Below are 26,096 nucleotides of genomic sequence, written 5' to 3' on the forward strand. Positions count from 1 at the left end.
CGAGGTGTTCTTATGGCTGAACAAGTGGGTATCGTTATCAAACAGGAATCGAGCAAGGTTGCTTGGGTGGCAACCGAGCGGAAAGGCGGCTGCGGCGGGTGCCACGCTTCCCCCCATGGCTGCCGGCGCTGCCAGTCACCGGCAAAGATGGAAAGCCGGGTGGCCAATCCCGTGGGGGCGAAACCCGGCGACCGGGTCAGGATCCAGCTTTCATCGGAGAACCTATACCTCGGTGCGGCGATCTTATATCTGCTCCCGGTCTTCGGGCTTCTTTTAGGGGCGTTTACGGGAGGCTGGCTGTCGCCGACATTTGGCCTGGCGGCAACGACCGGCACCATCGGCGGCACCGCTGCCGGTTTTGGTTTCGGCTTTGCCGCCGTCATGGTTCTGGACCGCACATCCGTGATCCGTCGGCGGACCACGCCGACCATTACGACGGTCCTGTCCCGGCCCGCGGGAATTCCGCACAGGAAAATTACATCCTGTGTCGGTCAGCCGGGGGTGTGTACCCGAGAAGATCCTTTGCTGCATTCTCTTTGAAGCGTAAAATCCAACCGGCAGCCTACCCATAAAAAGGCGGCTCAATAACGGCGGTACTGCCGGCAAATCAATTGGTCACCTGATTTCCTGTAGGCAATGGGCGGGATAGCGTTAAGGAATGATGATCGATAAACGCCAAACGAAGCGGAGAAACCACCTGTCTTTTGGTCTGCTATCCGGGAATTTTTCTACTTTATTCTGCCGTGGATGTCACCGTTGTCGGTGATTCAACGCAGTCATGGTCGATCGCACTTCCCCTGGCAAACTGGTGGCAGCGACCGGATCATAGTCAACTGCCTCAGATTTTCCATCACCGTGGTCAGTCTATCCGTTGTTCAATGGTTGACTGCCCTGCTGCCGGCGCTTTATCTGCTCCTTGTGCTGGGTTGCTAGTCCTATCGTTGGGATTGCTCGCCATGAAACCCTTATCGCCAGATAGCGTTCCAATTGAAAAAGATTAAAGGAAAAAATGAAGGGAAACAGAGACAAATAGAATTGGCCGCCAACACATCCCAAAATGTAGGCTGCTTTATGGCTCGCAACTCTATAGCGTTTGTACCCAATTAAAATAAAAAAGCCGGGTTCGATCCGGTTTCATCGCTCTTTGACAATTTGTGGTGGTACATCGATCTCATCTGATGCATTTAATGTTCGGTTGGAGTCGCTTGTTCAGCTTTGACATCTGAGTTAACCACCGGGTTATTTTTCCTTTCACCGATAATGTTTTGACAATCGCATTATAATTATCTGTTATTTCTTGCGTAATACACTCATACAATTTATCTTTTTTCCATATTGTTTAAGCAGTTCTTCATACAAATTTTCCTTGTAAATATCTTCAACGATTCGTTTAAGAATTATCCGGATTTTCTGCGGGAGATCTTTTCTCACAAAGATCCATTGCTTTTTGTTGCACTCAATCAAGATAACTTTCCCAAAATCGGCAGGTGTGAATCGTGCTTCTTGCATCCAGTAATAATAGGCTGGCTCGGAAAAGACGGCTCCGTCATATGGGCGACTATACAACATTTTGAGACTCTGTTGGTAACTACTCACCCGATTGATCTCTTTTGGCGGCAGTCTATCGAGTTTTGGGTAAGAGGCAGAATGATGATAAATTAATTTTTTCCCTTTAAAATCCTCAATTTTTTCAATTCCGGAGCCTTTTTTGGCAACGACAATCACATTAATTTTAAATTGAATGGACAGCTTATCGCCGGCATCCAGAGCAGCTTGATGAGCCTGAGACGAGATCAGATCAATCTTTCCATGTTTTAGCATCTGGTACATTCTGTTATGAGGCAAAATTTTATTTTCAAACGGAAGCCCTGACCTAATGCCGATTTCCTGATTCAGTTCATAGATAATTCCATGCTTTTCGTGCTGTGAATCTTCCCACCCGTAGGGAGGAAGATCCATCGTGCCGATTTTCAGGATGGTGGGTTCCGCAGCTGATTGTTGCGCTTCAGTGACGGTAACACCGCATGTCCATATGACAAAACACCATAGGCATATCGCGCACAGTCTCATCCGGTTGAATTTTGTCATTACTCCCTCTTTATCAGGATGTTAGATCGAAATAATGATCGCACTTTCACGCTTCAAAAAGCAACGTTAAATTTTTAAAGCCTGTTTCCGGTAGAGAAGATTAAGCGCCACTTTTCCGATGAACGAGATTCAGTGCGCCACCACAGATTTTAAAGAGGGTATTTAATTACAAGGACTAAGAAACACATCATCTTAGATAAACATGAATCAGCCATTCATCTCTATAGCCATCCGGTTAATCACGATCCCGTGGCTTTTGCCAAACTGCATGATTGCTTCAGGCTGGTAATCTCCGACGAGATAAGTTTCCAGAAAGGCGGGCGTATTCAGCATGTGCAGAATATAAGAAAGGTGGCCGCTGTAGCCGTTGTCGTCCAATTGCTGCAGGGCTTTGATGGCCTCATCCCCAAGGCCCATCACCTGTTTGCTGAGTACCGGATGCTGACTTGGGCTGCATGTTTTAAGGGAGTAGATCCTTCGACAGGCAAAGGGACGGTGATCGTAAATCATGCAGGCCCTGTTTTTCATCAGCAGCGGGCAGGCGGAAGGCTGATTGCGTTCCCGGCGCTTCATATCGGCAGCCAGGGCCTTTTTGACGGCCACCTGCCGGCTACGCGGCAGCCGCTGGATGCAGTTTTGAATTACCCTGCCCTCCAGAGTGGTGATGTGAATACTGCCCGCATCGGTGCAGCAGAAGGCACAGCCTTTGGCACAGGCGGCCTCGGCCTTGTAAGATGCTGCAGCTTTTTCAAAATCCTCGTAGATGGCTTGCATTTGTTTAATTTTTTCTTCCATAGAATCCATCATAATCCCCGGATAGAATAATCGCGGCAGGAAGCCGCTCCTACGATCACCCTTCCCTCGTCCCTCATCCGACCTCAGCCCTCCGACTTCAGTCCTCCGCCCCTCCGGGCAAAATAATACTAACCGTACACCCCGCCCCATCGTTATTCTCCGCCTTGACCCGTCCACCCATGGCAACCACGAATTTCTTAACTAGGGCCAGGCCAATGCCGGTTCCACCGGTGGTACGGTTCAGGTCGTTGTCCACCCGGTAGAAATCGTCGAATACCCGTCTGAGCGCCCGTTTGGGAATACCCGGCCCGGTGTCGGACACCTTCAGCGTGACTCCGTCGTTACCGGTGCCGGCAGCAATGGTGATGCGCTTTTCCGGCAGATGCCGTCCGAACTTGATGCTGTTTTCCATGAGGTTGATCAACACCTGAACCAGCACCTCCCGGTCATAGGTGCAGGTCTGAATACCACCGGCAATTACGGTCAGTTCGAATCCCTCTCGCGCCAGGCTTTCGCCCATGACCGCCTGCACCTCGTCGAGCACATCGCTCAAGTCCCCTTGCCTGAGATCGAATCGCCGGGTCTGCTTCTCCAGTCTGGACAATTCGAGGACATTGTTGATCAGTCCGGACAACCGGGCGCTCTCCGAAGCCAGGATGCCAAAATACTCCTGCTCGCGCTCGGGCGTGGCGGCGATGCCCTGGTCCAGCATTTCGATATACATGCGAATGTTGGTCAGCGGCGTCTTGAGTTCATGGGTCACCGCGGATACGAACCGTGAACGCCGCTCCGACAAGTCCAGAACGGCCCGCGCACTGTGGTAAATGGCCACCAGTCCGGCCACCATCACGACGCCCAGGATAAACAGCGCCAGGGTGAGGGTTTGCCGGGCCGGCGAGGAAGGAAGAGACACGGCAACCATTTCGGCGCTGAGAAATCCAAAGGGAGCGGGAAACGTCCTTGCGGCCACCCAATCTTCTTCCTGGAGCATCGCTTGACCGGCGGACGGACGGCCCATGGCGCTTCGACCGGCAGCATTCAACACCAGGCGGGTATAGCCGGAGATGGGTTGGGTCGTATAATAGGTTGCCAGCAGGTGGTCCAGAAACGGTCGCAGTTCTATAACGAACCCCTGCCGATAGATCTGCCCCTGGATGCCGATCCGCCGGAAGATGAACACCCGCTCTTCGTCGATGGCGACGGCCTGCAGAGGGGCCACCTCGGCCTGGAACCTCTCGACGGATGGTTTCGAATGTCCTTGAACCGCCCCCCTTCGCTCCAGCAAAGGTACGGGCGCCGAAGAAGGGGGTGCTGCCGCGCGGTATTCGGGCGCTGCCTCGGCGTCCAACGCCTCGTCGACCTCGGCTTCGTAGTCCCACGGTCGTTTATAAGCCTGGACTTCCTGCCGGGCCAGGTTCTGGGCCTGGTCGGCGGTGATCTCTTCCACCCGGGACTTTTTCTGGCCGAGGACGGTTTTGGATTTGCTGCCTACGGGCGCCTTGATAAAGCGGTCGGCGAATGCGGAAGACTCTTTTTTAGCCACCGTTTTCTCCTTCTGCTTCTTCTCGGAAGGTTCGGTTCGTGGAGCCTGTGCAACGAACTTGCGCTGGTTGAAAACCGAGTTGATAGCTTTAAGCTGCCGCAAGCGCGGGGCATATGCATCCGTTACCTGTCCGGAATCCGCGGCCAGGGGCGTCTGAAAGGTTCCATCCGGATTGTTCTGAAAATAGCCCAGGATATAGGTCTCTTTGGGAATGCCTGCCAGAGGCGATGTGACCCTTCTGCCCTCCTGCACCAGGGTATGGCTGTATTCGTCCACGGCGCGGCTTTCTTCCCGCCGGACCAGTTCGCTGAGTTCGGCTTCGATTTCGTCCAGCAGTTGCCCCGCAAAGAACCGCACCTGGGACCGGGCCTCCCGGTTCAGTGTGATGTAAGTCCGCCAAGCGACGAATGCCAAAGGCAAAGAGATCAGCAGGCAGAAAACGATCATGTATAGACGCAGTTTTCTCAAGACTCCGACTCCAGACGGTACCCTTCGCCCCGGACGGTCTCGATTAATCCCGATCCATTGGTCAGCGAAGCGATCTTTTTTCTCAGTTTGAGCATGTGAATGTCCACGGTGCGGGTCTCGATCCCGGGGTCTTTGTAATGCCAGACCTCGGTAAGCAGTTCGGCCTTGGAAACGATGCGCTCCCTGTGGCGGAAAAGATAGACAACGATGTCCATCTCTCTGCGGGTCAGTGCTGCAGTGCGATCATCGCAGGTGGCCTGAAGGTTGAGGCCGTCGAAGAGAACGTCGCCGCATCGTATCCGCTCGTCCCCCATGGTTTTGCCGCTGCGTCTGAGAACGGCTTCCACCCGTACCATCAACTCGCGCAGCGAAAAGGGTTTGCTCACGTAATCGTCCGCGCCGGCGGTAAACCCGGTAACGATATCGTCTTCGGAGCCTTTGGCGGTGAGCATGATGACCGGCTGGGTCGGCCGCTTGCGGCGAATTTCACGACAGATGGAAAAGCCGTCGATACCGGGAAGCATCACGTCCAGCAGGATGAGGTCCCAGGCCCCCTCCAACGCCGATTCACATCCCCGGTTTCCGTCGGCCACGGTTTCGGCGTGGTATCCGTTGAACACGAGCACATCGCAAAGTCCTCTGGCGATGGCCGGATCGTCTTCCACGACCAAGACGCTGGTTTTGGCCGGTTCCATAATGGTTTCCTTTCCTCGGATGTCGTTGGACGTCAGGTTCATCCCTACCATCAATCGAACCGCTTTCAAAGTAAAACTTATGCAAAAACATGGGGCTAACCTTTTGCATTTGTTTGAATTGTAATCGCCGCCCACCACGTTACAATCCACTTCAACAACAAAGCGCCACCTTCGAATAACAAAAGGAGAACCGTTATGCTCACCAAGAAAAAAAGCCTGCTGGCCATCGTCGCATTGATCCTGATTACCACCGCCGCCCTGGCCGCATTGGGAAACAGGCAATCGCCCCTTATTTCATCGTCCGTTGTCGTTTCCGGCAGCGGCAACGGCCCCGTGACCCTGTCCGCCGAGACGGTTCAGGACAAGATCCTCAAAGACGGCGACGGACAGGTGACCGTGGCCCTGAATCTGACCGCGGCCTCCTTACCCGTCGAGGATGGGCAGCCGGCACCGGCCGCTGACCTGGTGATCGTTCTGGACCGTAGCGGTTCCATGGAAGGTCAAAAGCTTGCGGACGCCCGTATGGCCGTCGTCGGGTTGCTGGAACACCTGGGACCGGACGACCGCCTGGCCCTGGTGACCTATTCCAACGGGGTCCGGACGTCATCACCCTTGATGGAGATGACCGGGGCCAACCGGCGGCAGATGGAAACCCTCGTCAACCAGATTCGGGCCGGCGGGGGGACCCATCTGAGCGCCGGTCTGCAACGGGGAATCGATTGCCTGTTGAACGCCTCTGGTGACGGCCGTCAACGCAAAGTGGTCCTGATTTCTGATGGGCTTGCCAACCAGGGCATCACCAGCACCAAGGCCTTGGGCCGCATGGCTTCCGTCGCCGTCGAAAACCAATTTTCCGTCAGCACGGTGGGTGTGGGCCTTGATTTTAACGAAATCGTGATGACGGCCATCGCGGACCACGGCGCCGGCCAGTATCACTTTCTGGAAAATCCCAGGGTGCTGGCCCAGGTTTTCGAAACCGAATTACAGACCTCCCGTCAGGTGGCTGCTGCCGATGTCGGCGTCCGCATTCCCCTGGGGGCCGGTGTGCGCCTGGTTCGGGCAGGTGGGTATCCCATTTCCATCGACAATGGGACCGCGGTAATCCACCCCGGAAATCTTCTCTCCGGACAGAGCAAAACCCTCTACCTGACCTTCCAGGCACCAACGGACAAGGAGAAAATCGTTGAACTGGGGCAGATCGAGCTTGCGTACCGCCATGGGGATCGGACTCGCAAGCTTGCCGCCGCCCGTCCCCTTACCGTGGCCTGCGTCAAGGACCCGGCGTCGGTTGTTGCCAGCATTAAGAAGGAGAACTGGGCCGATCAGGTGGTTCAGGAGGAGTTCAGCCGGTTGAAAGAGGCGGTGGCCGCTGACATCCGCGACGGCAATAGGACACACGCCCAGCAGCGCATCCGGGAATACGAGGATCGGCAGTCAGCCATCAATACTGTGGTGGGTTCGAAAAAGGTGGCCAGGAATCTGGAAACCGACGTCCACGAGTTGAGCCGGCAGGTCGACGAAACATTTGCCGGAGCACCGGCTGTGGTGGCAGAGAAGAAAAAGCAGGTTTCCAAAGCCATGCAGTACGAGAGTTATAAAGTAAGAAGGAACAAACAATAATGAAAGGAGCACTACCATGGGAATCATGACCCGCATGTTGCGACTTTGCAAAGCCGATGTACACGGTGTGATGGATCAACTCGAGGACAAGGGCCTGCTGCTCAAACAATACCTCAGGGAAATGGAGGACAGCCTCGAAAACAAGGAGAGGCAGCTCCATGGCATGACCCGCAATGCCGAGCAATTGCAGCGCCAGTTCCTCCGTCACGGCGAAGAGATGGAAAAGCTCGAAGCCGATCTTAACCTGGCCCTGTCAAAGGAAAAAGACGACATCGCCCGTATGCTGATCCGCCGACGCCGCTGTCTGGAAACCGCCTGTCGATGCTTAAAGGACCAGCACGAAGCGGCCACTCAGGAGAGATCCCAACTGTCGGCCACACTGGCCGACCAGCGCCTGCAATACGAAACCCTCAAGGCCAGGGCCGATGCCTACTGCCGGCAGGCCGACCAGCGGTTGTGGGCCGAGGAAAGCGGTGTTCGAACCGGAGAACGGGGCCCCATCGACCCCAAGGAGGAGGATGTCGAACTGGAACTTCTCCAGCGCAAAGAAGCCCTTCAGAAAGGAGGCCACGCATGAAATCTCCCATACGGACAACGCTGGTCTACGGTCTGATCTGCGCGTTGATCGCCATGCCGGCTACGATCGGCCTGGCGGGGATTGTCGGCGGTTCCATCGCCTATAAGCTGGTGTTGTGGACGATCCTTTTGGGTTACTCACTTCTGCTGGCCCGATGGAGCGGCAAGCGCCCGGTAGTAGTGCTCTTTCCCCTGATCCTGCTCTTGGGGACCGCCGTGTGGCCCGGAATCGACGCAGTTTTCTTTTTTATGGGACTGGGCGTGCTCTGCTGGCTGCGCAGCGGCATCTGCTTCAGTCACTTTCCCTTGCGGGCCATAATCGCCGAAACCGTTACCACCGCCGGAGGTGTCGCGCTGGTCGCCCTGCTTGGACCGGGCAACGCCGTCACCTGGGTCATCAGCATCTGGCTGTTCTTCCTGGTGCAGGCGCTTTACTTCTTCATCGTCCCCCATCGCGGTTCGACAACTATCGACCGGCAAAACGTTGATCCCTTCGACCATGCCCAGCGTGAGGCCCAGCGAATCCTGGAGAGCGCCAGTTGAAAAGGAAGGAGCCGGAAAACGGGGCGAACTGTTGAATTTCAAAGGATCGGGGTGAAAATGAAGTCCATCGTTATCCTGTGCCTGCTGCTCCTGCTGTGCCCTCCTTTCGGGTTGGCCATCCAAAAAGCCGACAGGGTACTGGTCGTCAAATCCGAAAAAAAACTGTACCTCGAAAATAATGGTAAGGTCATTCGATCCTACCCTGTTGCCTTGGGTGGCAACCCGAAAGGGCATAAGCAGCGCCAGGGCGATCGGCGCACGCCTGAGGGCCGCTATATCCTGGACCTCAAAAATCCGAACAGCGCTTATTACAAATCCATTCGCATCTCCTACCCCAATGCCGCCGACCGGATGCGTGCCCGACGTGAGGGCGTGCATCCGGGCGGATGGATCATGATCCACGGCCAGAAAAACGGTTATGGGCACCTGGCACCAATTACCCAGCGCTACGATTGGACCACCGGCTGTATTGCCGTCACCAATGCTGAAATGGACGAGATCTGGCAGGCCGTCGATATCGGCACACCCATTGAAATCCGCCCGTAACGAGGATCGCACCGGGTTTCAACCGTGCCTTTTTCCATCGGTTGCATCCTGTGGATCGCCCTAAATGCCTGAAGCAGCCCGGTTGGAATGAGCTGTTTACATTTTCCATTATCTTTTCTAAAAACGATACAAGTCTTTCCAACCCCTGAAGTCGATGGTGGTGTCATGGTTTTCTCTCGACGCATGATCCGGACATTTCGCTGCACTGCTGTTTTCCTGAGCCTTGTCGCGCTGATGGGCATGCTTTTCTGCCCGATGGTTTCGGCCGCCGAACCAACGGAAACGACGCCCACAGATAATTCCGCATCTCAGGAAGCGGTCAGAGCTTTGCTCGAAAGTGCGCTGGCAGCCGAACGATCGGACCCCAACGGCCTGGAACAGACACTCAACCGTTGGGATCGGCTCAAGGCGACGATCAAAGACGAGCTTGAAGCATACCGCATTCAGAATATTGCGCACAGCAACCTTCTGCTCGTTTTGCAGGCCCGGATCGAGGATCTGGAAAACGCCCTCAACAGCAACCGTCTGGCCATCAAAAACCTTTCCGAACGCATGGCGGAATTCGAAAAAATTGGAGCCATCGCTTCCGAGAGGACGACCCAGCTTGCGGACCGAATTTCAATTGCCGAAAAACAGTTGGCCGAACTGCTGCAAAAAGCGCCGGCATCCGCCGAAAAGACGGAGCTGAGGGGAAAGCTCAACAATCTGCTGGGACTTCTTCGTGAAAAAGAAAAGCAGGGGGAAGTCTTTCTCAAGGCGCACACCCTGCTCTTCGACCAGATGAAGGGCCGAATGGCCGATCTGATCGAGATCCGCAACCAGCTTGAAGAGCGGCTCCAGACGCAATTCAAATCCGATCTGTATGAACGCACCCTCCAGCCGTTCGCACGCCTGCGCGTCCAGCATCTGCGCACGGAACTGGCCGTCCTGCGGGATCAGTCCGGCCATCTTCTCAAAGCCGATTTCTGGCGACGTCAGTGGTCCAACCTGAGGCGCAGCGGCGGGGGCACCCAAACCGCTTTTCTGGTTCTTTTTCTCTCGGCGGTTCTCTTCAGGAAAAAGGTGCGCCGGTACCTGCAGTCCGTCGAGCAGAAACTGGAGGGACCCGGATGGCGGATGCGCCGACTGGCCCTTCGCCTGCTGCGACGATCCTTCGTGATTGTTTGCGCCGCCGTACTTTTCGGGTTGTATGACCTGCTGAAACTTCCCCACGTGAATTTTAGCCTGGGCCGTTTTTTGAACCAGATGGTCTTTACCCTGCTTTTCGTGCGTTGGGGAATCGACTTTTTCCAGGACCGCATCGGCGATTTCGACTCGCAGGTCTCCATCTATGTCCGGGGTCGCATGCTGCGCTTTTTCCAGCTCCTGCGCGGACTGGTCCTCTTTCTTCTATTCCTCGTGGGCCTGTTTGGCAGGTCGAGCGATCTGACCTGGACCGTCCGTCTGGGTCTCGAAATCGCTTTGCTCATCTGGATGATTTCGTTCTGGCACCGTCTGCAAATGGTCATCGCCCAAGCCGTCCGTAAAGGAGAGAAGCCCCCGACTAACAGCCGCTTGGCTCCGATCCGGAGCTGGACATATTTCGTGGCGGGCGGAACCCTGCTGCTGGAACTAATCGGCTACGACGCCCTGGCGGTCCACTTCATGGTGGGCTGGGCCAAAACCGCGCTGCTGGCCATGTGGGCCAATATCGGTTGGCTGAGCATCGGTGAATGGGCCGCTTTCCAAAAGGCTGGAGCCGGGACCGAGCCTTCCCCGGCAGGGTCCGGGGTCTCTGCACCGATCGGATGGTTCATGGTTCAAATGACCCGCCTGGCGTGGTTTCTGGCGCTTCTGGCGGGAGGGATCCTGGTATGGTCCGATACCGACGTCATGAGCGCAGGCATAAAGCAGATCTTCAATCTGAGCGTCTCGGTGGGCAGCCTGGTTGTCAGCGTAAAGGGAGTGTTGCTGGCATTGATTATCTTCTGCCTGACCCACGCGTCCGCACGGATCGGAAAAAGAGTGTTGAACGAAAAAGTACTCGATGCCAGGAACTTCGAGCACGGCCTCAAGGAATCGATCGTCACCATCACGAGCTACGTTATCTGGGGCCTTGGTGTGCTGCTGGCATTAGGCGTTCTGGGGGTGAATACGACCTCCATGGCCGTTGTTTTCGGTGCGTTGAGCATCGGCATCGGCTTTGGACTGCAGAACATTTTCAACAATTTCATCAGCGGACTGATCTTGCTTTTCGAGCGGCCCATTCAGGTAGGGGATTACGTCGAAATCAACGGTATGTGGGCCGAGGTCAGGAAGATCAATGTCCGTTCCACCATCGTCCAGACCTTCGACAATGCCACCGTTATCATTCCCAATTCGGATTTTATCAGCCAGCAGGTGACCAACTGGAGCTTCAAGGACCCTCGCATGCGGCGCCACGTGGATGTGGGCGTGGCGTACGGTTCGGACATTCATCTGGTGCGCAGCACCCTGCTGGAGATCGCCGACGGCATACCGCAGATCCTGAAATATCCGCGGCCGGATGTTCTCTTCATGGATCACGGCGACAGCGCGCTGATTTTTCGACTGCGTTTCTGGGTCCATGTGGACAACTACTACAACTCCTCCACCGATGTGCGCTTCGAACTGGACAGTCGCTTTCGTGAACTGGGCATCGAGATCGCCTATCCCCAGCGGGACATCCATATCCGCAGCGTTCACGAAGATCATTCCTCGACCCCCACTCGAACCGATGAGAAGAACGACCGGCCGGAGGCCGAGACTCCATTTCACCCGGCGAAGCCATAGTCTCTGGGTGCAGGGGGGTAAGGCTTGGATTCAATGGCAATCATGAATCCAGGACAATCTCCGATTGCGATACTGATAGCGATAGCGACCCCGATGGAAGGAATTCTATCAAAGGAGTAATAATCGTTCATCAACCGGACAGATTGGAGTAAATGGCCTGCGCTTTCTCCAGCGCTGCGACGTCGTCCACCCCCATGGTTTCGAACTCGTCTTCGACCACATGATACCCTACCGGCCTGCCGTCTTTTACCATGAACTCGATCAGGTCGGTAAAAAAGTACTCTTTGATATCGGTCATTCTGCCGTCAACTTCCTTTTGCACGATCTGGGGACGAGAGGCCAAGATGGGGAGGTAATGCGCCAAAACCTTGCGGCGGGCCGCGTAGATGCCAGAGTTGCAGACCGTCAACCTTTCCTGCCGCTTCTCAGGATAGTCCTTCCAGTACTTCCACTCGGTGATTTTTTTGACCTGCCCCTCTTCGATTTCCAGCACGCCGTATTGCTTTTTATTTTTGGGAGAAAAGCCGAGGATCGTCAGTTCATGGTCGTCAAGACCGTCCACCAGCCGGGTGTAGGTGGATTGTTTCACGAAGGGAACGTCCCCCATTGTAATGATCACCCTGTCTGCGGACTGGGCGGCAACAAAATCACCTGCGGCCAGGATCGCCCCGCCCGTGCCATTGAGCACCGGCTGCTCATAATATTCGACCCCGGTACGGGCGGTGGCGGCCCGTACCTCTTTTTGGCAATGGTTGACGATCAGGGCTTTTGGGCCTTGGGGCAAGTTTTCCATCAGGTGCATTAAAATGGGATGACTGCCGTCGAACATGGATCTTTTCGGCTTTAAGGGAAGCAGGGTTTTGTTTCCATCATAGCCTTTCATGCGGCTGCCTCTGCCGGCCGCCATGATGATGGCAGCGACAAGGAGTTGCGAATCGGTCTGGTTCATATGGCCTCACATTCTTGCATTTCGAGATATAGCGCCAAATTTGTCTCTTGCGTCTGCATAAATCACTTCGTCTATAACACGTTAATCCCGATCTGTATATTTCTGTGAGATTTTTTTGAAATCATCGGCCAACCGGCTAAAGACGTCTACAATTTTCGGATCGAAGCTTTTTCCCGATTCGCTGCGAATCACCGCCACGGCCTTTTCGTGGGCAAATGCCGGCTTATAAACCCTTTTGCTGATCAAGGCATCATAGGCGTCTGCAAGCGCCATCAGACGACCGGAGAGCGGGATCTGTTCTCCTTTAAGTCCTTGGGGATATCCCGTACCGTCCCACTTCTCATGATGCGTGTAGACAATTTCATGAGCGATTTTCAAAAATGATTCGTTGCCCAATTTCCGGTTCGTGGCCGAAATGATATTTCGCCCGATAATTGTATGCCGCTTCATCTCCTCGAACTCTTTTTCGGAGAGCCGGCCCTGTTTTAAAAGAATCTTGTCGCTGATGCCCACTTTACCGATGTCATGCAAGGGTGCGGAGCGATAGAGCGAAGTCAGCAGGTCGTCGGTCAATATGGCGCTGTACCGCGGATCATTTTTCAATTCGTTGGACAGCAGCCGAACATACTCCCGGGTCCGCTGGATATGGCCTCCCGTGTCTGAATCACGGGTTTCCGTCATCGAAGCCATGCTTTCGATAATCGCCTCCTGGGCACGCGAGAGGTTTCGTATGCTCAGGCGCGCCTTGTTCTCTTCTTTCCAGAATCGAAGCAGGTTCACTGCCGTAAAGTTGGCGGCCAGTATGGAAACCGGAAGAATTGGAGAAAAAAAGGCGCCTGTTTTGGAAAAAATCAAAAAGGATGTCGCCGTCAGCCCTGCTGCACATGCGATAAAAAGCAGCAGACCGGTCGAAGCCCTGAGCTTGACATGGGCGATGACAAAAAAAATACCGCAAACAATGGCAACGAGGACCTCTATTCCTGCGGCCGGGTGGGGTCGGAAACGAACATCTCCTTTCAGCAGATTGTCGGCTACGGTCGCGTGAACGGCGATGGCGGGAAAAATCGGATCGCTGGGAGTGGATTGAAAATCCCAGAGCCCGACCGCAGACGTTCCGACAAAAACGATGGCCCCGTTCAATTTTTCTTTGTCGACCTTTTTTGCCAGAAGGTCGGCCGCCGAGATGTGGGCAAACGCCCTTTCCCTTTCCCTGTACCCATCCCTGTAATTAATCAGCATGGCGCCGGTCAGGTCGATGGGAATCGACTGGTCGCCAACCTGCAGCCAATTCTGGAGCCAACTGCTTCTCACTTCGAGGTCGGCGATGTTCAAGGTCTTCATCACCGCCGAAAGCGCCAGACTTGGATAGTATTGACCGTTATACCGGATCACCAAAGGTACATGGCGCAAAATGCCGTCCTGATCCGGCGACACATTGAAAAATCCAGAGCGATCCGTAGCCTGGCTGAAAATGGAAAGATTGCAGGCCACCTGTTCGGCCTTCCAGACAAAATCGTCCCATCCCGACGCGACGGCATCGTTTGTAATTTTCAACGGATGCAGTTGACAGCCGGTTGGGGCAGTCCCATCTGCGTCATCGAAAAGAAATTGGTAGCCCAGAACAACACGGCTATTCCGGATGGCAGCGGCGAAACGCCGGTCATTATCCGGCCAGTTTCCATTTTCCCAGCGGATGTCCACACCCAGATCGCGATGCAGATTTTCCTGGATCAGGACCGGCGAGGTCCGATCCCTTTCGGGAAAGACCATGTCGAAAACGATCACCGCGGCACCGGCTTCTTTCAACCGATCAACGACCGAAGCCAGCTTGTACCGCGGCCAGGGCCACTGCCCATGTCGATGTAGACTTTTCTCGTCGATGTCGATAATGACAATGTCATCGGGCGGCGAACTTGAGGCGGTTTGAAGCAAAAAGACATCGTACATCTTGTTGCTGGCATGCTGCAGGATAGACGGCGACCACCCACCCACCAGCGGGAGGAAAACGGAGAGAAACACCCCGGTGGCGATAATGGAATCGCCTTTGCCGAAAATTCCGGCAATCCGCCAGAAACCGTTATAGGGCATCGGAGTGGCCATGCGATGTTTCAATCCGATGTTTTGATCTGGCGTTTGACGACGATCCTGACCCGACGGTTCAACGGCTCTTCGACCTCGTCGTCGGTCTCGATCTGGGGATCGGTTTCACCCAGAAAGGAAACCAGGATGCGATCGGATGAAATTCCGCCTGCCACCAGCAGGTCTTTCATGGCCACCGCCCGTTTTCGGGACAATTTCCGGTTGTACCGTTTGCTGCCCAATCGATCTGCGTGGCCGACCACATAAATTCCGAGAATATCGGCCTGTTTCAGAGAGACAATGACGGCGTCCATGCTCCGGATGGAATCGGAGGTGAGTTCGACCGAGTCCGTTTGGTAATAGAGGGTGAAAAAGTCGATTCTCGAATGCATTTCCGGTTCTGCCGCCAGGGCATCGCCGAATCGGTTCACGAACTCCTGCTTTTGCATGGAAAAAGCCGATGGTCCCGGCTTGGACTGGGGATCGAACATAACGGATTGGTAGGCTTTATCCAGCTCAATCTCGCCTTCAGAGGAACAGACCCGAAGATCGCCGACCCGACCTTCCGCATCGGGGAGCAAAACCACCACACTCTTGGTGGGTGAACATCCGGCAAAGAAGATGGCGGCAAAAAAGGTGCAAAAAATCAACCATGCCTGTGCTCTTCTGTGCACAAAACCAACGGCGGAACGGCGGGGCCATTGTCGGTGGTATAATGCGTCCATATGGATTGTCAGCTCTTGATTTCTTCGACATGAACAGCGAAACGTGTGCCTCGGATACCGATAGAAGCCGTGGGGGTAATTAATTTCGTCGCTTTTGTGGACATTTTGGCGATGAGCCCGGATACGTAAACCGCCGTTCCCTTGAACAACCTGACGATGAATGAAAATTCGGACTTGCCGGGCTCGAAAATAAAATTCTCGATCTCCAACCGGCTATCGGGTCCCATGGACAGGCGGGTGTCATCGTCGAAGACCAGCCCCAGCGAGCCGTCAGACCCGGTCTCGAGGATATCGCCTGGCATCAGCCGGAATCCGATGGCGATGCGGTTTTCTCCTGATGAACGGTTGAGGTGGACGGTTCCGTCGATCGAGGTAATCGCTGCAACCGTATTGTCGGCCGCCAGGGCCGAATGCGGGGAAGTTACGATCACAGCCGAAAAAAACAACATAACTATCCAGATTAATTTCAGATTCATCATTATCAGCCCCATTTCCGATTCGAATTGCTTCACTGCCGAACAGCTCCCGCGACCATTCAGATTCACGCAAGATTCGTGCAATTTCCCATAAAAACGGCCAGCTTTTATGCAAAACCCCTTTTCCTTCTGAAAAATCGAACCGTTGCATGCATGGAGGTTCCGGGTGCGAAAAAAAGGCCGGGCCTTCCGGTTTCCATTTTTACCCGTTCGGTCGTTGAACCGGAAAATTTGGTTCAGCTTGCGCCGGGTCTGTGTTATGAACGAATGGATCAAGATGCGTTCATGATCCGTTTTTCCGCACCAGCCAATGATGATTAACTCGTAAAAAGTTGCTGTTCGGACGGATTCGTAAAAAGCCCGAGATCAAGGCTTGCGAATCCTGAGAATACCGCTATCGCGGGTGCCGTAGGCAGCGTATTTATGATACTCCGCAGTGACGAAGGATGAAGCGTAACGCCAATATCGGGCTTTTTGCGAATCCGTCAATGATAAAAAGGAAACCGTATGATTACCCACGTCGTGATGATGAAATTCAAACCCGAGGTCTGCGACAACGATATCGACGAACTGGAGGCCCTGCTAGATGGCCTGCCCGATAAAATCGATGAAATCCAGAGCTACGATTTCGGGCGGGATTTGGTCGGCTCCGACCGCTCTTACAATTTTGCCCTGGTGTCCGTATTTGCCAATCGCGACACCCTCAAACATTATCAGGAGCATCCTGCGCATCAAGTGGTGGTGAAAAAACTGGGCGGCATGTGCGAGCATATCGCGGTCGTGGACTACCGCAACGCCCCCTATCGTCAGCAGGACGAAAACGAACCCGATCCGCTGAAACGCAACGACCTGTTTCGACGGCCTTAGTGCTTCTGTTCGTAAATACGGTGACGTACTGAGATTACCGAGGCGCCCGGATCGTAAGGCGTGAGAAGCGGCCAATAGCCTTAGCTATTGGCGTGCCGAACAACGAAGCGAGCCGGGATACATCTGTAAGCAGGGAGAAATTATTTTTGCGGCAGGCGGGCGCTGGGGAAAATTCTTGTCGAACAGCTTTGCCCTTCGATATCTCACCGGTTGACCGGCCGATCCTCCAATGTCTTTGTGACCGCAGCGGCCAGACGATTCAAGGCAACCGGTTTCGGCAGCACGTGCCTGACGCCAACTTCCTTTAAATCGGTGTCGTCGATGGCCGCCGGCAATCCCGTACACAGAATGATGGGGATATCCGGCCGAATTTTTCTGACTTTGCGGGCCAGTTTTCCGCCGGTCATCTGCGGCATGGTCCAATCGGTAATCAGAAGATCGTACTTGAGCGGATTCAGGCGAAACGCCTCGATGGTGCCCATGGGATCGACCCGGGTTTCAACCAGGTATCCCAGACCTTCCAGCAGTTCGCTTCCGATATCTCTCAACTGCGCCTCGTCGTCGACAAACAGGATCACTCCCCTGCCCGGCGAAAAGGAGGCGGTATCGGCTCGGGACGGTTGGCCGGCACTTTCCGAAAGGGGTAAAAACACCTGGATGGTCGTTCCTACCCCCGGTTGGCTGTACACCTTGATGCTCCCGCCATGATCCTTTACGATGCCGTGCACGGTGGACAGTCCCATGCCGGTGCCTTCCCCGGTTTTCTTGGTGGTGAAGTAGGGATCGAAAATTCGATCCATGTCGGCACGCTCCATACCCTGTCCGGTATCGGCGACGACGAGTTTCAGGTATCTGCCGGGGCTGATGACCGGATAGCAGGAGGAATCGTAGGTGCCGACGGTTACCGCCGTAAGGCTCATTTCGAGCAGGCCGCCGTCCTTGCCCATGGCCTGGTAGGCATTGGCACACAGATTCATGACAACCTGGTGGATCTGGGTTTCGTCTGCCAGCACATCTCCCAGACCGGCGCTTATATCCTGCCGGATCTCGATGGTTGACGGAAATGTTGCCCGTATCAGGGTCAAGGCTTCCTCTACAACGCTGCTGACATCGATGATCCGTTTCTGGGTTTTGCCACGCCTGCTGAAGGTCAGGATCTGCTGCACCAGATTCTTGCCGCGGACACTTGCCGTGGTGATCTGTTCGACATAGTGCCTCAGCTTGGACTTTTCCGGGCATCGCAGTTGGGCCAGTTCCGCATAACCATAGATGGCCGCAATGATATTGTTGAAATCGTGGGCGATACCGCCGGCCAGGGTTCCCAGAGCCTCCATGCGCTGGGCCTGACGCAGGTGGCCTTCCATGACGGCTTCTTGTTTCTCATGATTCTTTTTCTCGGTAAGGTCCTGCACAAAAGAAATCGAATGGCGTTCCCCCTCGAACTCAAACAACTTGGCGGCAATATCTACTGGAATAAAAGTCCCGTCCTTGCAGCGAAGCTGAGCTTCGAAATTGACGGAACCGTTTTCAATCAGCTGCTGCCATAAATCGCTGCGGTTTACTTCGGACAGGCCGGGTTCAATGTCGTACAGGCTCATCCGGCACAATTCCTGTCGATCGTAACCAAGCAGTCGGCAGGCATGCGGGTTGGCATCCAGAATGCGGGCATCCTCTCCGGTCTGAAAGATCCCGATGGACGCCTTGTCGAACGAAAACCGGGTGAGGCGCAGGTCAGCTTCGATCTTTTTACGTTCGGCGACCCGTTCACTGATATCCCGGCACACGCAGAATATCAGCTTCTGCCCCCGGTACACGGCGCCATTGGTGCTGATTTCGACATCGTACAGGCTGCCGTCTTTGCGACGGTGGCGCGTTTCGAAATGATCGCCCCTTTCGTCGATGGTTCGCAGCATCTCCAGCAGTTCCTGCCTGTTCCACTGCGCATCCCAATCCCATACGTGCAGTTCGTGAACCTCTTCCAGGGAATAGCCGAGCATATGGGCAAACTCCAGGTTGGCTTCCAGGACTTTGCCGTTTTGTTCCAGGACGACAATTCCGTCACTGGACTGTTCCACCAGAATGCGTCGTCGGGAAATCTCCTCTTCGAGAAACCGCTCCGCCTGTTTGCGCTCGGTAATGTCCCTCACCTGTCCGATGGCACGAACTTGCCTGTCAACCGGCCCCTCGAAGCGTGTTACCGAGACTTCGAACCATCGGTTAGGGGTCGCCCCGTTGGGAATAGCCAACACCTCGATATGCGGCCGCTTCATTTGAATGGATCGGCGGCAAGGGCATTGCTGACAATCCTCGTGCCGGTTTTTCAGCACGACGTGGCACGGTTTGCCGACCAGCGGCATGGAGTCGGCATACATCTCTTCCATCCAGCGATTGACCTGCAGGATGTTCAGATCGTGGTCCAACAAAAATACGCCGTCTTGAATCGTGTCCAGGACACTTTCCAAAAAGCTTTGCTTATTTTTGGAACGTGGATCCACTGCATCCATTGGCGGTTTTCTCGATCTGCTTACAAATTTTTCCGATTGCGGTCGATTATCCCAAACAACTGCGCTGTCGTCAATTTGCGGTCGGTCCTGCCGGAGCATCGAAGCGCCGATCCTCCCAATGCATGTACCCCAGTATTGCTTTGATAGCGATATTGCGCAACGCACCCGGCGGCCATGGGATGGTTCGCCGGTTAACAAAAAAGACCTCGGTCCGTTCCGTTTGTTTCTCCAGGATCATGTCGCAAAGGGTCTTTCCGTTGAGGTGGGTCAGGCTGACGCCGTGGCCCACACAGCCTAAGCTGTACACCACGTTCTTGTCTCCCAAATAGCCCAGGGCCGGAGCCATGTCCAGCGGCACAGATACCGGACCGCCCCACTCGTGGGTGAAACGGATGTTCTTCAGGGCCGGAAAAAGCGCGCGTACATCGTCCTTTAGGCCGGCAAAGGTCGCCGGATTCAGATCCCTTTCCATGTCGGCACCCTCGGTAAGTGAGACATCCCTGCCCCCCATGAGCAGTCGATTGTCCGCGGTAAGCCGGTAGTAGTGCACCAGGTTGCGGGCATCCTCGATGCCCTGGCGGTTTTCCCATCCGATGGCCTCGAACTGCGCTGCGCTGAGCGGTTCGGTTAAAACGATATGGGTCCAGACGGGGATCTGTTTTCTGCTCAGTTCCGGGAAAAAATGGGACCAGGCATTGGTGGCCATGACCACTTTGTCGGCGACAACCGTTCCGTCAGGTGTATCCAAAATCACGTTGCCCCGACGTCGTGACATCTCGTTTACCGGCGTAAACTCATAGATCTCGACCCCCAACCCAATGAGAACGTCCCGCCAACTCCAGGCCAGCTTTGCCGGGTTCAGGATGCCGCAGCGCGGCTCCCGCCAGGCCCCTAAGTACATGGGGCTGCGGATTTGTTGGCATAGCTCCTCCTTTCCGATCCACTCGATGCCTTCAAGATCGAGTTTGTGGGCCAGTTCGATTTCCTCCATGATGCGGGCACGGTATTTCTCAGATGTGGCGACGCGCAAAAATCCGGGGTGTTCGTAGTCGCAGTCCAGTCCCAGGTCACCGACCAGATCGCGCAGCAGATCGACGGCCTTTTCCATGTAATGATGGGCCTGCTTGGCCTTTCTCTTCCCGAAGCGAATCGCCGTGATCCCCAGCGTAAGGCCAAAAAGCGTCATGTTGAAGCCACCGTTGCGTCCGCTGGCGCCGTAGCCGATCACCTGGCTTTCCAAAATAGCGATGTGCAGACCGGGCTGCGCTTTTTTTAGGTGATAGGCGGCCGACAAACCGGTAAATCCACCGCCGACGATGGCCACGTCCACTTTGACATCCTCCTGCAAGGCCCGGCCTGGAATGTAGTCTCGCGTGGAAAGCCAGAAACTTTTCTCCTTGAAGTGTCCGTTCTGCATGGGCTGCCTCCTTTTTATTTACCGGGATACCCTTCCTTCCCACTCGTTTCATTGAGAATCAAGTCCTAATATCTGAAGCCGCCGCCGGCCCTTCCGACAAGGCAAGGCCGACACGCTGTATCGTGGGTTTTCCAGAAGAAGAATTCGACTTTTTCGGACCCTGTTTGCTTTCAGGGGTTGACAAGGGCGGCTCGAAACCGTAGCATGTCACACATAGTGAGCTTTCGTCACGCATAGTGAGACAATCCGCCTGACCGCTTAAACCGCCAACCTGCGATCCATGGTACGATTCGATGTCGTCGAAAGGTGAAAAATATTACTTCGTCGCTTCCCTGGCCAAGGGTTTGCGAACCTTGGAAGTGCTGGCCGAAAACGGCGAGATGTCTGCTTCGAAAATGGCTGCACATCTGGAAACCAGTCGCGCGGCCAGCCATCGCTTTTTGACCACACTGCGCGACCTGGGCTACGTTGAAAAAACCGAGGATGGCCGATTTCGCCTGAGTTTCAAAGTTCTCGAACTGGGGATGAAAAAGCTGGAGGGATTCGAAATACGGCATACCGTTTATCCCTTCATGCAGGAAATCGCCATGGCCTTTGGCGAAACGGTCAATCTGGGCCACTGGGACGGCAGCGCGATCGTTCATCTGGACAAAGTGAACAGCAAGGAAATCTTGAGGCTGGATGTCGGCATGGGTGCTGCCGCACCGGCGTACTGCACCGGATTGGGCAAAGCGGTTCTGGCCTTTTTGAGCGACACCGAGCTTAACGCCTATCTCGAATCGGTAACGCTTACGGCCATGTCTCCGAAAACCATTATTTCGGTGAACCGCTTGAAGGCCGAAATCGCCCGCATCCGCCGCTGCGGGTATGCCGTGGACAACGAAGAACTGAGCCTGGGCCTGCGGTGCGTGGCAGCACCGATATTCGACTATACCGGCTGTCCCAACTATGCCCTGAGCATTTCCGGTCCGTCCCAGCGAATGACCAAAAAGAAAATCGACGCCATTCAAGCCAAACTGGTACCGCTCTGTCGGCAAATTTCCCGCCAGATCGGGGCGCCTCATAAATCAGACCCCAACCCCGGTTGACCATCGGCCGGAATCGAAAAAAGGAGAAGTATCATGAGCACAAAGAAAATGACCCGCTTCGATTTGCAGAAAATGAAGCAGGAGAACCAAAAGGCTGTCTGGGTTACCGCCTACGACTACTGGACCGCTTCTTTTGCCGAAGAGGCAGGGATGGACATGATTCTCGTCGGCGATTCGCTGGGCATGTGCATCTACGGCTACAGCGGCACGGTGCCGGTCACCATGGACCAGTGCATCTGGCACAGCGAGGCGGTTCGGCGCGGCGCTCCGAACACCTTTATCATCGGCGACATGCCCTTTTTGTCCTACCAGGTCAGCGTACCGGAGGCGGTCCGCAACGCTGGCCGTTTTCACAAGGAAGCCGGCGTCGATGCCATTAAACTGGAGGGCGGCGTCCGCGTATGCCCCCAGATTCAGGCCATTGCCGACGGCGGCATGCTGGTCATGGGCCACATCGGACTGACGCCTCAGAGTTCGGGCCAGCAGGGTGGCTTCAAGGCCCAGGGCCGCACGGCCGAAGCAGCCCGGGACCTGATTGCCGACGCCAAGGCCATCGAAGCGGCGGGCGCCTTCGCCCTGCTGGTGGAAGCGGTGCCGCCGGAGGTATGCGGGATTATCCGCAATACCTTACAGATCCCGGTCTACAGCATTGGGGCCGGATGGGAAGCCGACGGGCAGCTCATGATCTGCAGCGACGTCCTGGGCATCTTTCAGGCCTTCACCCCCAAATTCGTCAAAAAATACGAAAACCTGGGCGCCAAAACGGTTACGGCGTTCAAACAATATGTCGAGGATGCCCGCGGCGGACAATTTCCGGCCGAGGAGCATGCCTATAAGATGGTGGACGGCGAACTGGAAAAACTCAAGAACCTGCTCGAATCCTGATTAAACAAAAATCTGTCCACAAACGGACGAAAAAAAAATTTCAATCTAATGGAGGAAAACATGTCTGAAGTGCTAAAAACGATTCGCGACTATATGGAAAAACAAGGTATCCCCGGTCGGGATGCCTACGACCTGCCCACCTCGGCCAAATCCTTTCCCGACGGTGCCAACTATCGCATCGAGATTGCCGGGGTGGAGCGGGCCTCCACCATGGAAGCCATGATCGACGAAGCCCGCAAGCGCAATGTGACCATTCACCGCTGTATTGCCGCCGTTGGCGGATCCACCTACTGCGATTTCCAGGAACTCAAGGACATGGCCCAGATGGCCAGAGACGAGAAGATCGAAGTGGTCATGACCGTCGGCCACCGCAAAGGCTGGGACCCGGGCTCCAAGGAGATCTCCACGTCCGAAGGCGCCATGCAGGGATTCCGCCTGAGAGGATCGGACAACATCTCCTATCATATCGCCGATATCATGCGAAACATCGAAGCCGGCCACCGCGGTTTTCTGGTCTACGACGAGGGCGTTCTCTCCATCTTGAACGGCATGCGCGAAGAAGGCCTGATCCCGGCGGAAACGATTTTCAAGTTTTCCGTCTTCGGCGGATACTGCAGCGGCGCCGGCGCCAAGGTGATCGAGTCCATGGGCGCCAACTCCATGAACCCCATATCGGATGTCTCCCTGCCGATTCTGGGCTCCATCCGCCAGGCAGCCGACCTGCCGCTGGACGTTTACATGATCATCGTCGACTCTTTCGGCGGCATGTTCCGCGCCTATGAGGCTCCCGAAATCGCCCGTGTGGCCTCGCCGTGCTACTTCAAGTTCGAGCCGGGCACCTCGGAGGGGGACATCTACAAGCCGTGGATCACCGAAGACTGGCACAAGAACCTCATTCGCCAGAAAGTCAAAATCGCCTCCATTGTCATGGAGATCATGCAAAAGCACGCTCCTGAATTGAAAACGTCCCCCAAGGGACCGGCGGACCTGGTTCTGCCGGTGGTGGCTTAATAGCGTAAAAAAATGGTGCGCCCCCGCATATCGAAGAGGAATAGCTGAATGACAACGACCAACTATCTGTCCGATCGCACCCATGAAGTGGAGTGGTCGGGCATCCGCATCATGTTTGCCCTTGCCGAAGAGGTCCCCGATGTCGTCAACCTGGGCATCGGCCAGCCCGACTTCGACACGCCCGAGTTCATTCGTGACGCCGCCAAAAAGGCCTTGGACGAAGGATACACCCGCTATCCCCCGGCCAAGGGGTTTGCCGACCTGCGCCGGGCCATCGCCCGCAAGGTGAAGGAAGAAAACGGCCTCGATGCCGATCCGGGCACGGAGGTCTACGTGGCCGTGGGCGCCATGCAGGTGATCTTCAACACCTGCCTGCACCTGCTCAATGCCGGGGACGAGGTAATCGTCACCGATCCGGGATACGACTATTACTCCCAGATCCGCCTTTTCGGCGGAGTACCGGTGCCCGTGGCAACCCATGAATCCAACGGGTTCAAGGTCGATCCGGCCGATATCCGGGCCGCCATCACGAGCAAGACCAAGTTGATGATCCTCAACACCCCCTGCAACCCTACCGGGGCGATTTTCGACGAGGAAATCCTGCGGGAAATCGCCGATATGGCCATCGAAAACGACATCTGGGTGCTCTCGGACGAACCGTACGAGCACATCCTGTTCGACGGCCGCCGGCACACGAGCATCGGTTCCCTGGAAGGGATGGCCGAACGCACCATCTCGGCTTTCACGCTTTCCAAGTCTTACGCCATGACCGGTTGGCGGGTGGGGTACACGGTGGCCCCGAAGGCGGTCATCGACGAGATGGAAAAACTGATGGAACACATGGTCTCCGGTGTAACCGCCGTGGCACAGCGCGCAGCCCTGGCCGCCATCACCGCGCCCCAGGACTGTGTGCGAGAAATGGTCGCCACCTATGCCAAGCGGCGTGAACTGGTCTACGATGGCCTCAACGCCATCGACGGCATCGGGTGCATCAAACCGGAATCGACTTTTTACGCCTTTCCCAACATCTCCTCTTGCGGCCTCTCCTCCTGGGATTTTGCCAAGTACCTGGTCAAGGAACACCAGGTGGCCGTCGTTCCCGGCAGTATCTTCGGCAAGGCCGGCGAAGGCTATGTCCGGCTCTCTTTTGCCGCTAGTATGGAGCAGCTTCAGGAGGGCATCGACCGCATCGGACGTGGAGTAGCGGCCTTGAAGAAATGACGGTCCCGAAAGGATAAAGGAGAAAACCATGGCCCTGTTTGCCAACGAAGAATATATCGATCGCCTGAACCGGACCAAAGCGCGCATGGGCGAGGCCGGAATCGACGTGCTGGTATCCTCGGATCCGGCCAACATGAACTACCTGGCCGGCTACGACGGCTGGTCCTTCTACGTGCCCCAGTGCGTGGTGGTCAGCCTGGATGCCGACACCCCGATCTGGATCGGACGCAGCATGGACGTGGCCGGCGCCCGGCACACGACGTTCCTTCCCGAATCCGACATCATCGGGTATCCCGAGAACTACATCCAGACCCTGGAGCGGCACCCCATGAATTTCGTGGGAGACGTCATTGCCGAGCGTGGCTGGGGTCAAAAGACCGTGGGTGTGGAGATGGACGCCTATTACTTTTCGGCCAGGGGCTATGCGGAACTGCAGAAACACCTGCCCGACGCCCGTTTCGCCAACGCCGATCTTCTGGTCAACTGGGTCCGACTGGTCAAGTCGGACGCCGAGATCGCCCTGATGCGCGAAGCCGGCCAGATCGCCAACCGGGTCATGACCACGGCCATTGATCGATTGGAACCGGGCGTGCGCGAGTGCGACGCCGTGGCCGCCGTCTATCAGGCCCAGATGTCGGGAACCGCCGAATTCGGCGGCGACTACCCGGCCATCGTGCCCATGATGCCTACAGGCGAAAAGACATCGGCCCCCCATCTGACCTGGACGGACGCTGCCTATGAGAATGAGCAGATGGTCAACCTGGAACTGGCCGCCTGTCGGCACCGCTACCACTGCCCCATCGCCCGCACGGCCTACCTGGGAAAAAATCCGCCGGCCAAGCTGGTGGAACTGGCCGAGCGCACCGTGGAAGGACTCAACCTCACCCTGGAGGCCATCCGGCCAGACATGCTTGCCGAAGAGGTGGAACTGGTCTGGCGCAAACACATCGCCAAATTCGGCCTGGAAAAAGAGTCGCGCATCGGCTACGCCATGGGGCTCAATTATCCGCCGGATTGGGGAGAGCACACCGCCAGCCTGCGCCCTGGCGATCAAACCGTTCTGAAACCCAACATGACCTTTCACATGATATTGGGCATGTGGATGGACAACTACGGTTTCGAATGCAGCGAATCCTTTCGCGTCAGCGAAACCGGATACGAAACTTTTTCCTCCGTACCCCGGAAACTCTTCATCAAAGAGTAAAAGGGA

At 55.5% G+C, this 26,096-nt stretch carries 22 protein-coding genes; 12 read left to right on the forward strand and 10 right to left on the reverse strand.

Annotated elements, in window-relative coordinates:
• The first annotated feature begins 12 nt into the window (after window positions 1-12).
• Window positions 13-540, forward strand: a complete 528-nt coding sequence (locus GN111_RS06670; RefSeq protein ID WP_170302171.1) for a SoxR reducing system RseC family protein — start codon at window positions 13-15, stop codon at window positions 538-540.
• A gap of 750 nt (window positions 541-1,290) precedes the next feature.
• Here GN111_RS06670 and GN111_RS06675 read toward each other — a convergent pair.
• The 4 genes from GN111_RS06675 to GN111_RS06690 form a co-directional block, all read right to left on the reverse strand.
• Window positions 1,291-2,088, reverse strand: coding sequence for a substrate-binding periplasmic protein (locus tag GN111_RS06675; protein WP_155303011.1), 798 nt, complete (start codon window positions 2,086-2,088; stop codon window positions 1,291-1,293).
• A gap of 207 nt (window positions 2,089-2,295) precedes the next feature.
• The gene (locus tag GN111_RS06680; RefSeq protein WP_155303012.1) at window positions 2,296-2,883 is read right to left on the reverse strand and encodes a YkgJ family cysteine cluster protein; all 588 of its coding nucleotides are present in this window, start codon (window positions 2,881-2,883) and stop codon (window positions 2,296-2,298) included.
• A 97-nt stretch (window positions 2,884-2,980) separates the two neighbouring features.
• A complete protein-coding gene (locus GN111_RS06685; RefSeq protein WP_155303013.1) occupies window positions 2,981-4,894 on the reverse strand; it encodes a sensor histidine kinase in 1,914 nt (637 codons plus the stop codon).
• Entirely contained in the window at window positions 4,891-5,589 is a 699-nt protein-coding gene (locus tag GN111_RS06690) for a response regulator transcription factor (RefSeq protein WP_155303014.1), read from the reverse strand. The genes GN111_RS06685 and GN111_RS06690 overlap by 4 nt, the downstream gene beginning before the upstream one ends.
• A gap of 195 nt (window positions 5,590-5,784) precedes the next feature.
• Between GN111_RS06690 and GN111_RS06695 the strand changes: the two genes are divergently transcribed.
• The 5 genes from GN111_RS06695 to GN111_RS33840 all read left to right on the forward strand — a co-directional run bounded on the left by GN111_RS06695 (window position 5,785) and on the right by GN111_RS33840 (window position 11,664).
• The gene (locus GN111_RS06695) at window positions 5,785-7,209 is read left to right on the forward strand and encodes a vWA domain-containing protein (RefSeq protein WP_155303015.1); all 1,425 of its coding nucleotides are present in this window, start codon (window positions 5,785-5,787) and stop codon (window positions 7,207-7,209) included.
• Window positions 7,210-7,225: 16 nt separating this feature from the next.
• Entirely contained in the window at window positions 7,226-7,786 is a 561-nt protein-coding gene (locus tag GN111_RS06700) for a PspA/IM30 family protein (protein WP_155303016.1), read from the forward strand.
• Entirely contained in the window at window positions 7,783-8,328 is a 546-nt protein-coding gene (locus tag GN111_RS06705) for a hypothetical protein (protein ID WP_155303017.1), read from the forward strand. Before GN111_RS06700 ends, GN111_RS06705 begins: the two co-directional genes overlap by 4 nt.
• A gap of 57 nt (window positions 8,329-8,385) precedes the next feature.
• Window positions 8,386-8,874, forward strand: a complete 489-nt coding sequence (locus GN111_RS06710) for a L,D-transpeptidase family protein (protein ID WP_155303018.1) — start codon at window positions 8,386-8,388, stop codon at window positions 8,872-8,874.
• Window positions 8,875-9,039: 165 nt separating this feature from the next.
• The gene (locus GN111_RS33840; RefSeq protein WP_231715689.1) at window positions 9,040-11,664 is read left to right on the forward strand and encodes a mechanosensitive ion channel family protein; all 2,625 of its coding nucleotides are present in this window, start codon (window positions 9,040-9,042) and stop codon (window positions 11,662-11,664) included.
• 130 nt (window positions 11,665-11,794) lie between these two features.
• On the opposite strand, the gene GN111_RS06720 is transcribed toward GN111_RS33840, so the two are convergent.
• The 4 genes from GN111_RS06720 to GN111_RS06735 all read right to left on the reverse strand — a co-directional run bounded on the left by GN111_RS06720 (window position 11,795) and on the right by GN111_RS06735 (window position 15,866).
• Window positions 11,795-12,613: an NTP transferase domain-containing protein gene (locus GN111_RS06720; RefSeq protein ID WP_155303019.1), complete on the reverse strand. Its 819-nt coding sequence runs from the start codon at window positions 12,611-12,613 to the stop codon at window positions 11,795-11,797.
• Window positions 12,614-12,694: 81 nt separating this feature from the next.
• Window positions 12,695-14,713 (reverse strand): CHASE2 domain-containing protein, encoded by a 2,019-nt coding sequence (locus GN111_RS06725; RefSeq protein WP_155303020.1) that lies wholly within the window; start codon window positions 14,711-14,713, stop codon window positions 12,695-12,697.
• 8 nt (window positions 14,714-14,721) lie between these two features.
• Window positions 14,722-15,342, reverse strand: a complete 621-nt coding sequence (locus GN111_RS06730; RefSeq protein ID WP_170302172.1) for an OmpA family protein — start codon at window positions 15,340-15,342, stop codon at window positions 14,722-14,724.
• Window positions 15,343-15,425: 83 nt separating this feature from the next.
• Window positions 15,426-15,866, reverse strand: a complete 441-nt coding sequence (locus GN111_RS06735) for a FecR family protein (RefSeq protein ID WP_170302173.1) — start codon at window positions 15,864-15,866, stop codon at window positions 15,426-15,428.
• A gap of 534 nt (window positions 15,867-16,400) precedes the next feature.
• Here GN111_RS06735 and GN111_RS06740 point away from each other — a divergent pair.
• Window positions 16,401-16,760 (forward strand): Dabb family protein, encoded by a 360-nt coding sequence (locus GN111_RS06740; protein WP_155303023.1) that lies wholly within the window; start codon window positions 16,401-16,403, stop codon window positions 16,758-16,760.
• A 203-nt stretch (window positions 16,761-16,963) separates the two neighbouring features.
• Here GN111_RS06740 and GN111_RS06745 read toward each other — a convergent pair whose 3' ends face one another.
• Together GN111_RS06745 and GN111_RS06750 are read right to left on the reverse strand one after the other, a co-directional pair.
• On the reverse strand, window positions 16,964-19,222 hold the full coding sequence (locus GN111_RS06745) for a hybrid sensor histidine kinase/response regulator (protein WP_170302174.1): 2,259 nt from the start codon (window positions 19,220-19,222) through the stop codon (window positions 16,964-16,966).
• 112 nt (window positions 19,223-19,334) lie between these two features.
• Window positions 19,335-20,681 carry an NAD(P)/FAD-dependent oxidoreductase gene (locus GN111_RS06750; protein ID WP_155303025.1) on the reverse strand — a complete coding sequence of 449 codons (1,347 nt, stop codon included), beginning with the start codon at window positions 20,679-20,681 and terminating at the stop codon, window positions 19,335-19,337.
• Window positions 20,682-20,974: 293 nt separating this feature from the next.
• Between GN111_RS06750 and GN111_RS06755 the strand changes: the two genes are divergently transcribed.
• Genes GN111_RS06755 through GN111_RS06775 form a run of 5 tightly spaced genes read left to right on the forward strand, consistent with a single transcriptional unit; the run spans window position 20,975 to window position 26,090 of the window.
• Window positions 20,975-21,769 carry an IclR family transcriptional regulator gene (locus GN111_RS06755; protein ID WP_155303026.1) on the forward strand — a complete coding sequence of 265 codons (795 nt, stop codon included), beginning with the start codon at window positions 20,975-20,977 and terminating at the stop codon, window positions 21,767-21,769.
• A gap of 33 nt (window positions 21,770-21,802) precedes the next feature.
• Window positions 21,803-22,654 carry a 3-methyl-2-oxobutanoate hydroxymethyltransferase gene (gene panB / locus GN111_RS06760; RefSeq protein WP_155303027.1) on the forward strand — a complete coding sequence of 284 codons (852 nt, stop codon included), beginning with the start codon at window positions 21,803-21,805 and terminating at the stop codon, window positions 22,652-22,654.
• A gap of 60 nt (window positions 22,655-22,714) precedes the next feature.
• A complete protein-coding gene (locus GN111_RS06765; RefSeq protein ID WP_155303028.1) occupies window positions 22,715-23,665 on the forward strand; it encodes a hypothetical protein in 951 nt (316 codons plus the stop codon).
• 48 nt (window positions 23,666-23,713) lie between these two features.
• A complete protein-coding gene (locus GN111_RS06770) occupies window positions 23,714-24,886 on the forward strand; it encodes a pyridoxal phosphate-dependent aminotransferase (protein WP_155303029.1) in 1,173 nt (390 codons plus the stop codon).
• A gap of 28 nt (window positions 24,887-24,914) precedes the next feature.
• Entirely contained in the window at window positions 24,915-26,090 is a 1,176-nt protein-coding gene (locus tag GN111_RS06775; RefSeq protein ID WP_155303030.1) for a M24 family metallopeptidase, read from the forward strand.
• The last annotated feature ends 6 nt before the right edge of the window (window positions 26,091-26,096 follow it).

Source organism: Desulfosarcina widdelii, from assembly GCF_009688965.1.
Classification (GTDB): domain Bacteria; phylum Desulfobacterota; class Desulfobacteria; order Desulfobacterales; family Desulfosarcinaceae; genus Desulfosarcina; species Desulfosarcina widdelii.

What these genes read in the sequence shown, in the direction of transcription:
- GN111_RS06765 (WP_155303028.1), top strand. Translation starts at nt 22,715, where the DNA reads ATGTCTGAAGTGCTAAAAACGATTCGCGACTATATGGAAAAACAAGGT.
- GN111_RS06680 (WP_155303012.1), bottom strand. Translation starts at nt 2,883, where the DNA reads ATGGAAGAAAAAATTAAACAAATGCAAGCCATCTACGAGGATTTTGAA.
- GN111_RS06725 (WP_155303020.1), bottom strand. Translation starts at nt 14,713, where the DNA reads ATGGCCACTCCGATGCCCTATAACGGTTTCTGGCGGATTGCCGGAATT.
- GN111_RS06675 (WP_155303011.1), bottom strand. Translation starts at nt 2,088, where the DNA reads ATGACAAAATTCAACCGGATGAGACTGTGCGCGATATGCCTATGGTGT.
- panB (WP_155303027.1), top strand. Translation starts at nt 21,803, where the DNA reads ATGAGCACAAAGAAAATGACCCGCTTCGATTTGCAGAAAATGAAGCAG.
- GN111_RS06690 (WP_155303014.1), bottom strand. Translation starts at nt 5,589, where the DNA reads ATGGAACCGGCCAAAACCAGCGTCTTGGTCGTGGAAGACGATCCGGCC.
- GN111_RS06710 (WP_155303018.1), top strand. Translation starts at nt 8,386, where the DNA reads ATGAAGTCCATCGTTATCCTGTGCCTGCTGCTCCTGCTGTGCCCTCCT.
- GN111_RS06750 (WP_155303025.1), bottom strand. Translation starts at nt 20,681, where the DNA reads ATGCAGAACGGACACTTCAAGGAGAAAAGTTTCTGGCTTTCCACGCGA.
- GN111_RS06740 (WP_155303023.1), top strand. Translation starts at nt 16,401, where the DNA reads ATGATTACCCACGTCGTGATGATGAAATTCAAACCCGAGGTCTGCGAC.
- GN111_RS33840 (WP_231715689.1), top strand. Translation starts at nt 9,040, where the DNA reads ATGGTTTTCTCTCGACGCATGATCCGGACATTTCGCTGCACTGCTGTT.
- GN111_RS06770 (WP_155303029.1), top strand. Translation starts at nt 23,714, where the DNA reads ATGACAACGACCAACTATCTGTCCGATCGCACCCATGAAGTGGAGTGG.
- GN111_RS06705 (WP_155303017.1), top strand. Translation starts at nt 7,783, where the DNA reads ATGAAATCTCCCATACGGACAACGCTGGTCTACGGTCTGATCTGCGCG.
- GN111_RS06695 (WP_155303015.1), top strand. Translation starts at nt 5,785, where the DNA reads ATGCTCACCAAGAAAAAAAGCCTGCTGGCCATCGTCGCATTGATCCTG.
- GN111_RS06755 (WP_155303026.1), top strand. Translation starts at nt 20,975, where the DNA reads ATGTCGTCGAAAGGTGAAAAATATTACTTCGTCGCTTCCCTGGCCAAG.
- GN111_RS06735 (WP_170302173.1), bottom strand. Translation starts at nt 15,866, where the DNA reads ATGTTGTTTTTTTCGGCTGTGATCGTAACTTCCCCGCATTCGGCCCTG.
- GN111_RS06670 (WP_170302171.1), top strand. Translation starts at nt 13, where the DNA reads ATGGCTGAACAAGTGGGTATCGTTATCAAACAGGAATCGAGCAAGGTT.
- GN111_RS06775 (WP_155303030.1), top strand. Translation starts at nt 24,915, where the DNA reads ATGGCCCTGTTTGCCAACGAAGAATATATCGATCGCCTGAACCGGACC.
- GN111_RS06720 (WP_155303019.1), bottom strand. Translation starts at nt 12,613, where the DNA reads ATGAACCAGACCGATTCGCAACTCCTTGTCGCTGCCATCATCATGGCG.
- GN111_RS06700 (WP_155303016.1), top strand. Translation starts at nt 7,226, where the DNA reads ATGGGAATCATGACCCGCATGTTGCGACTTTGCAAAGCCGATGTACAC.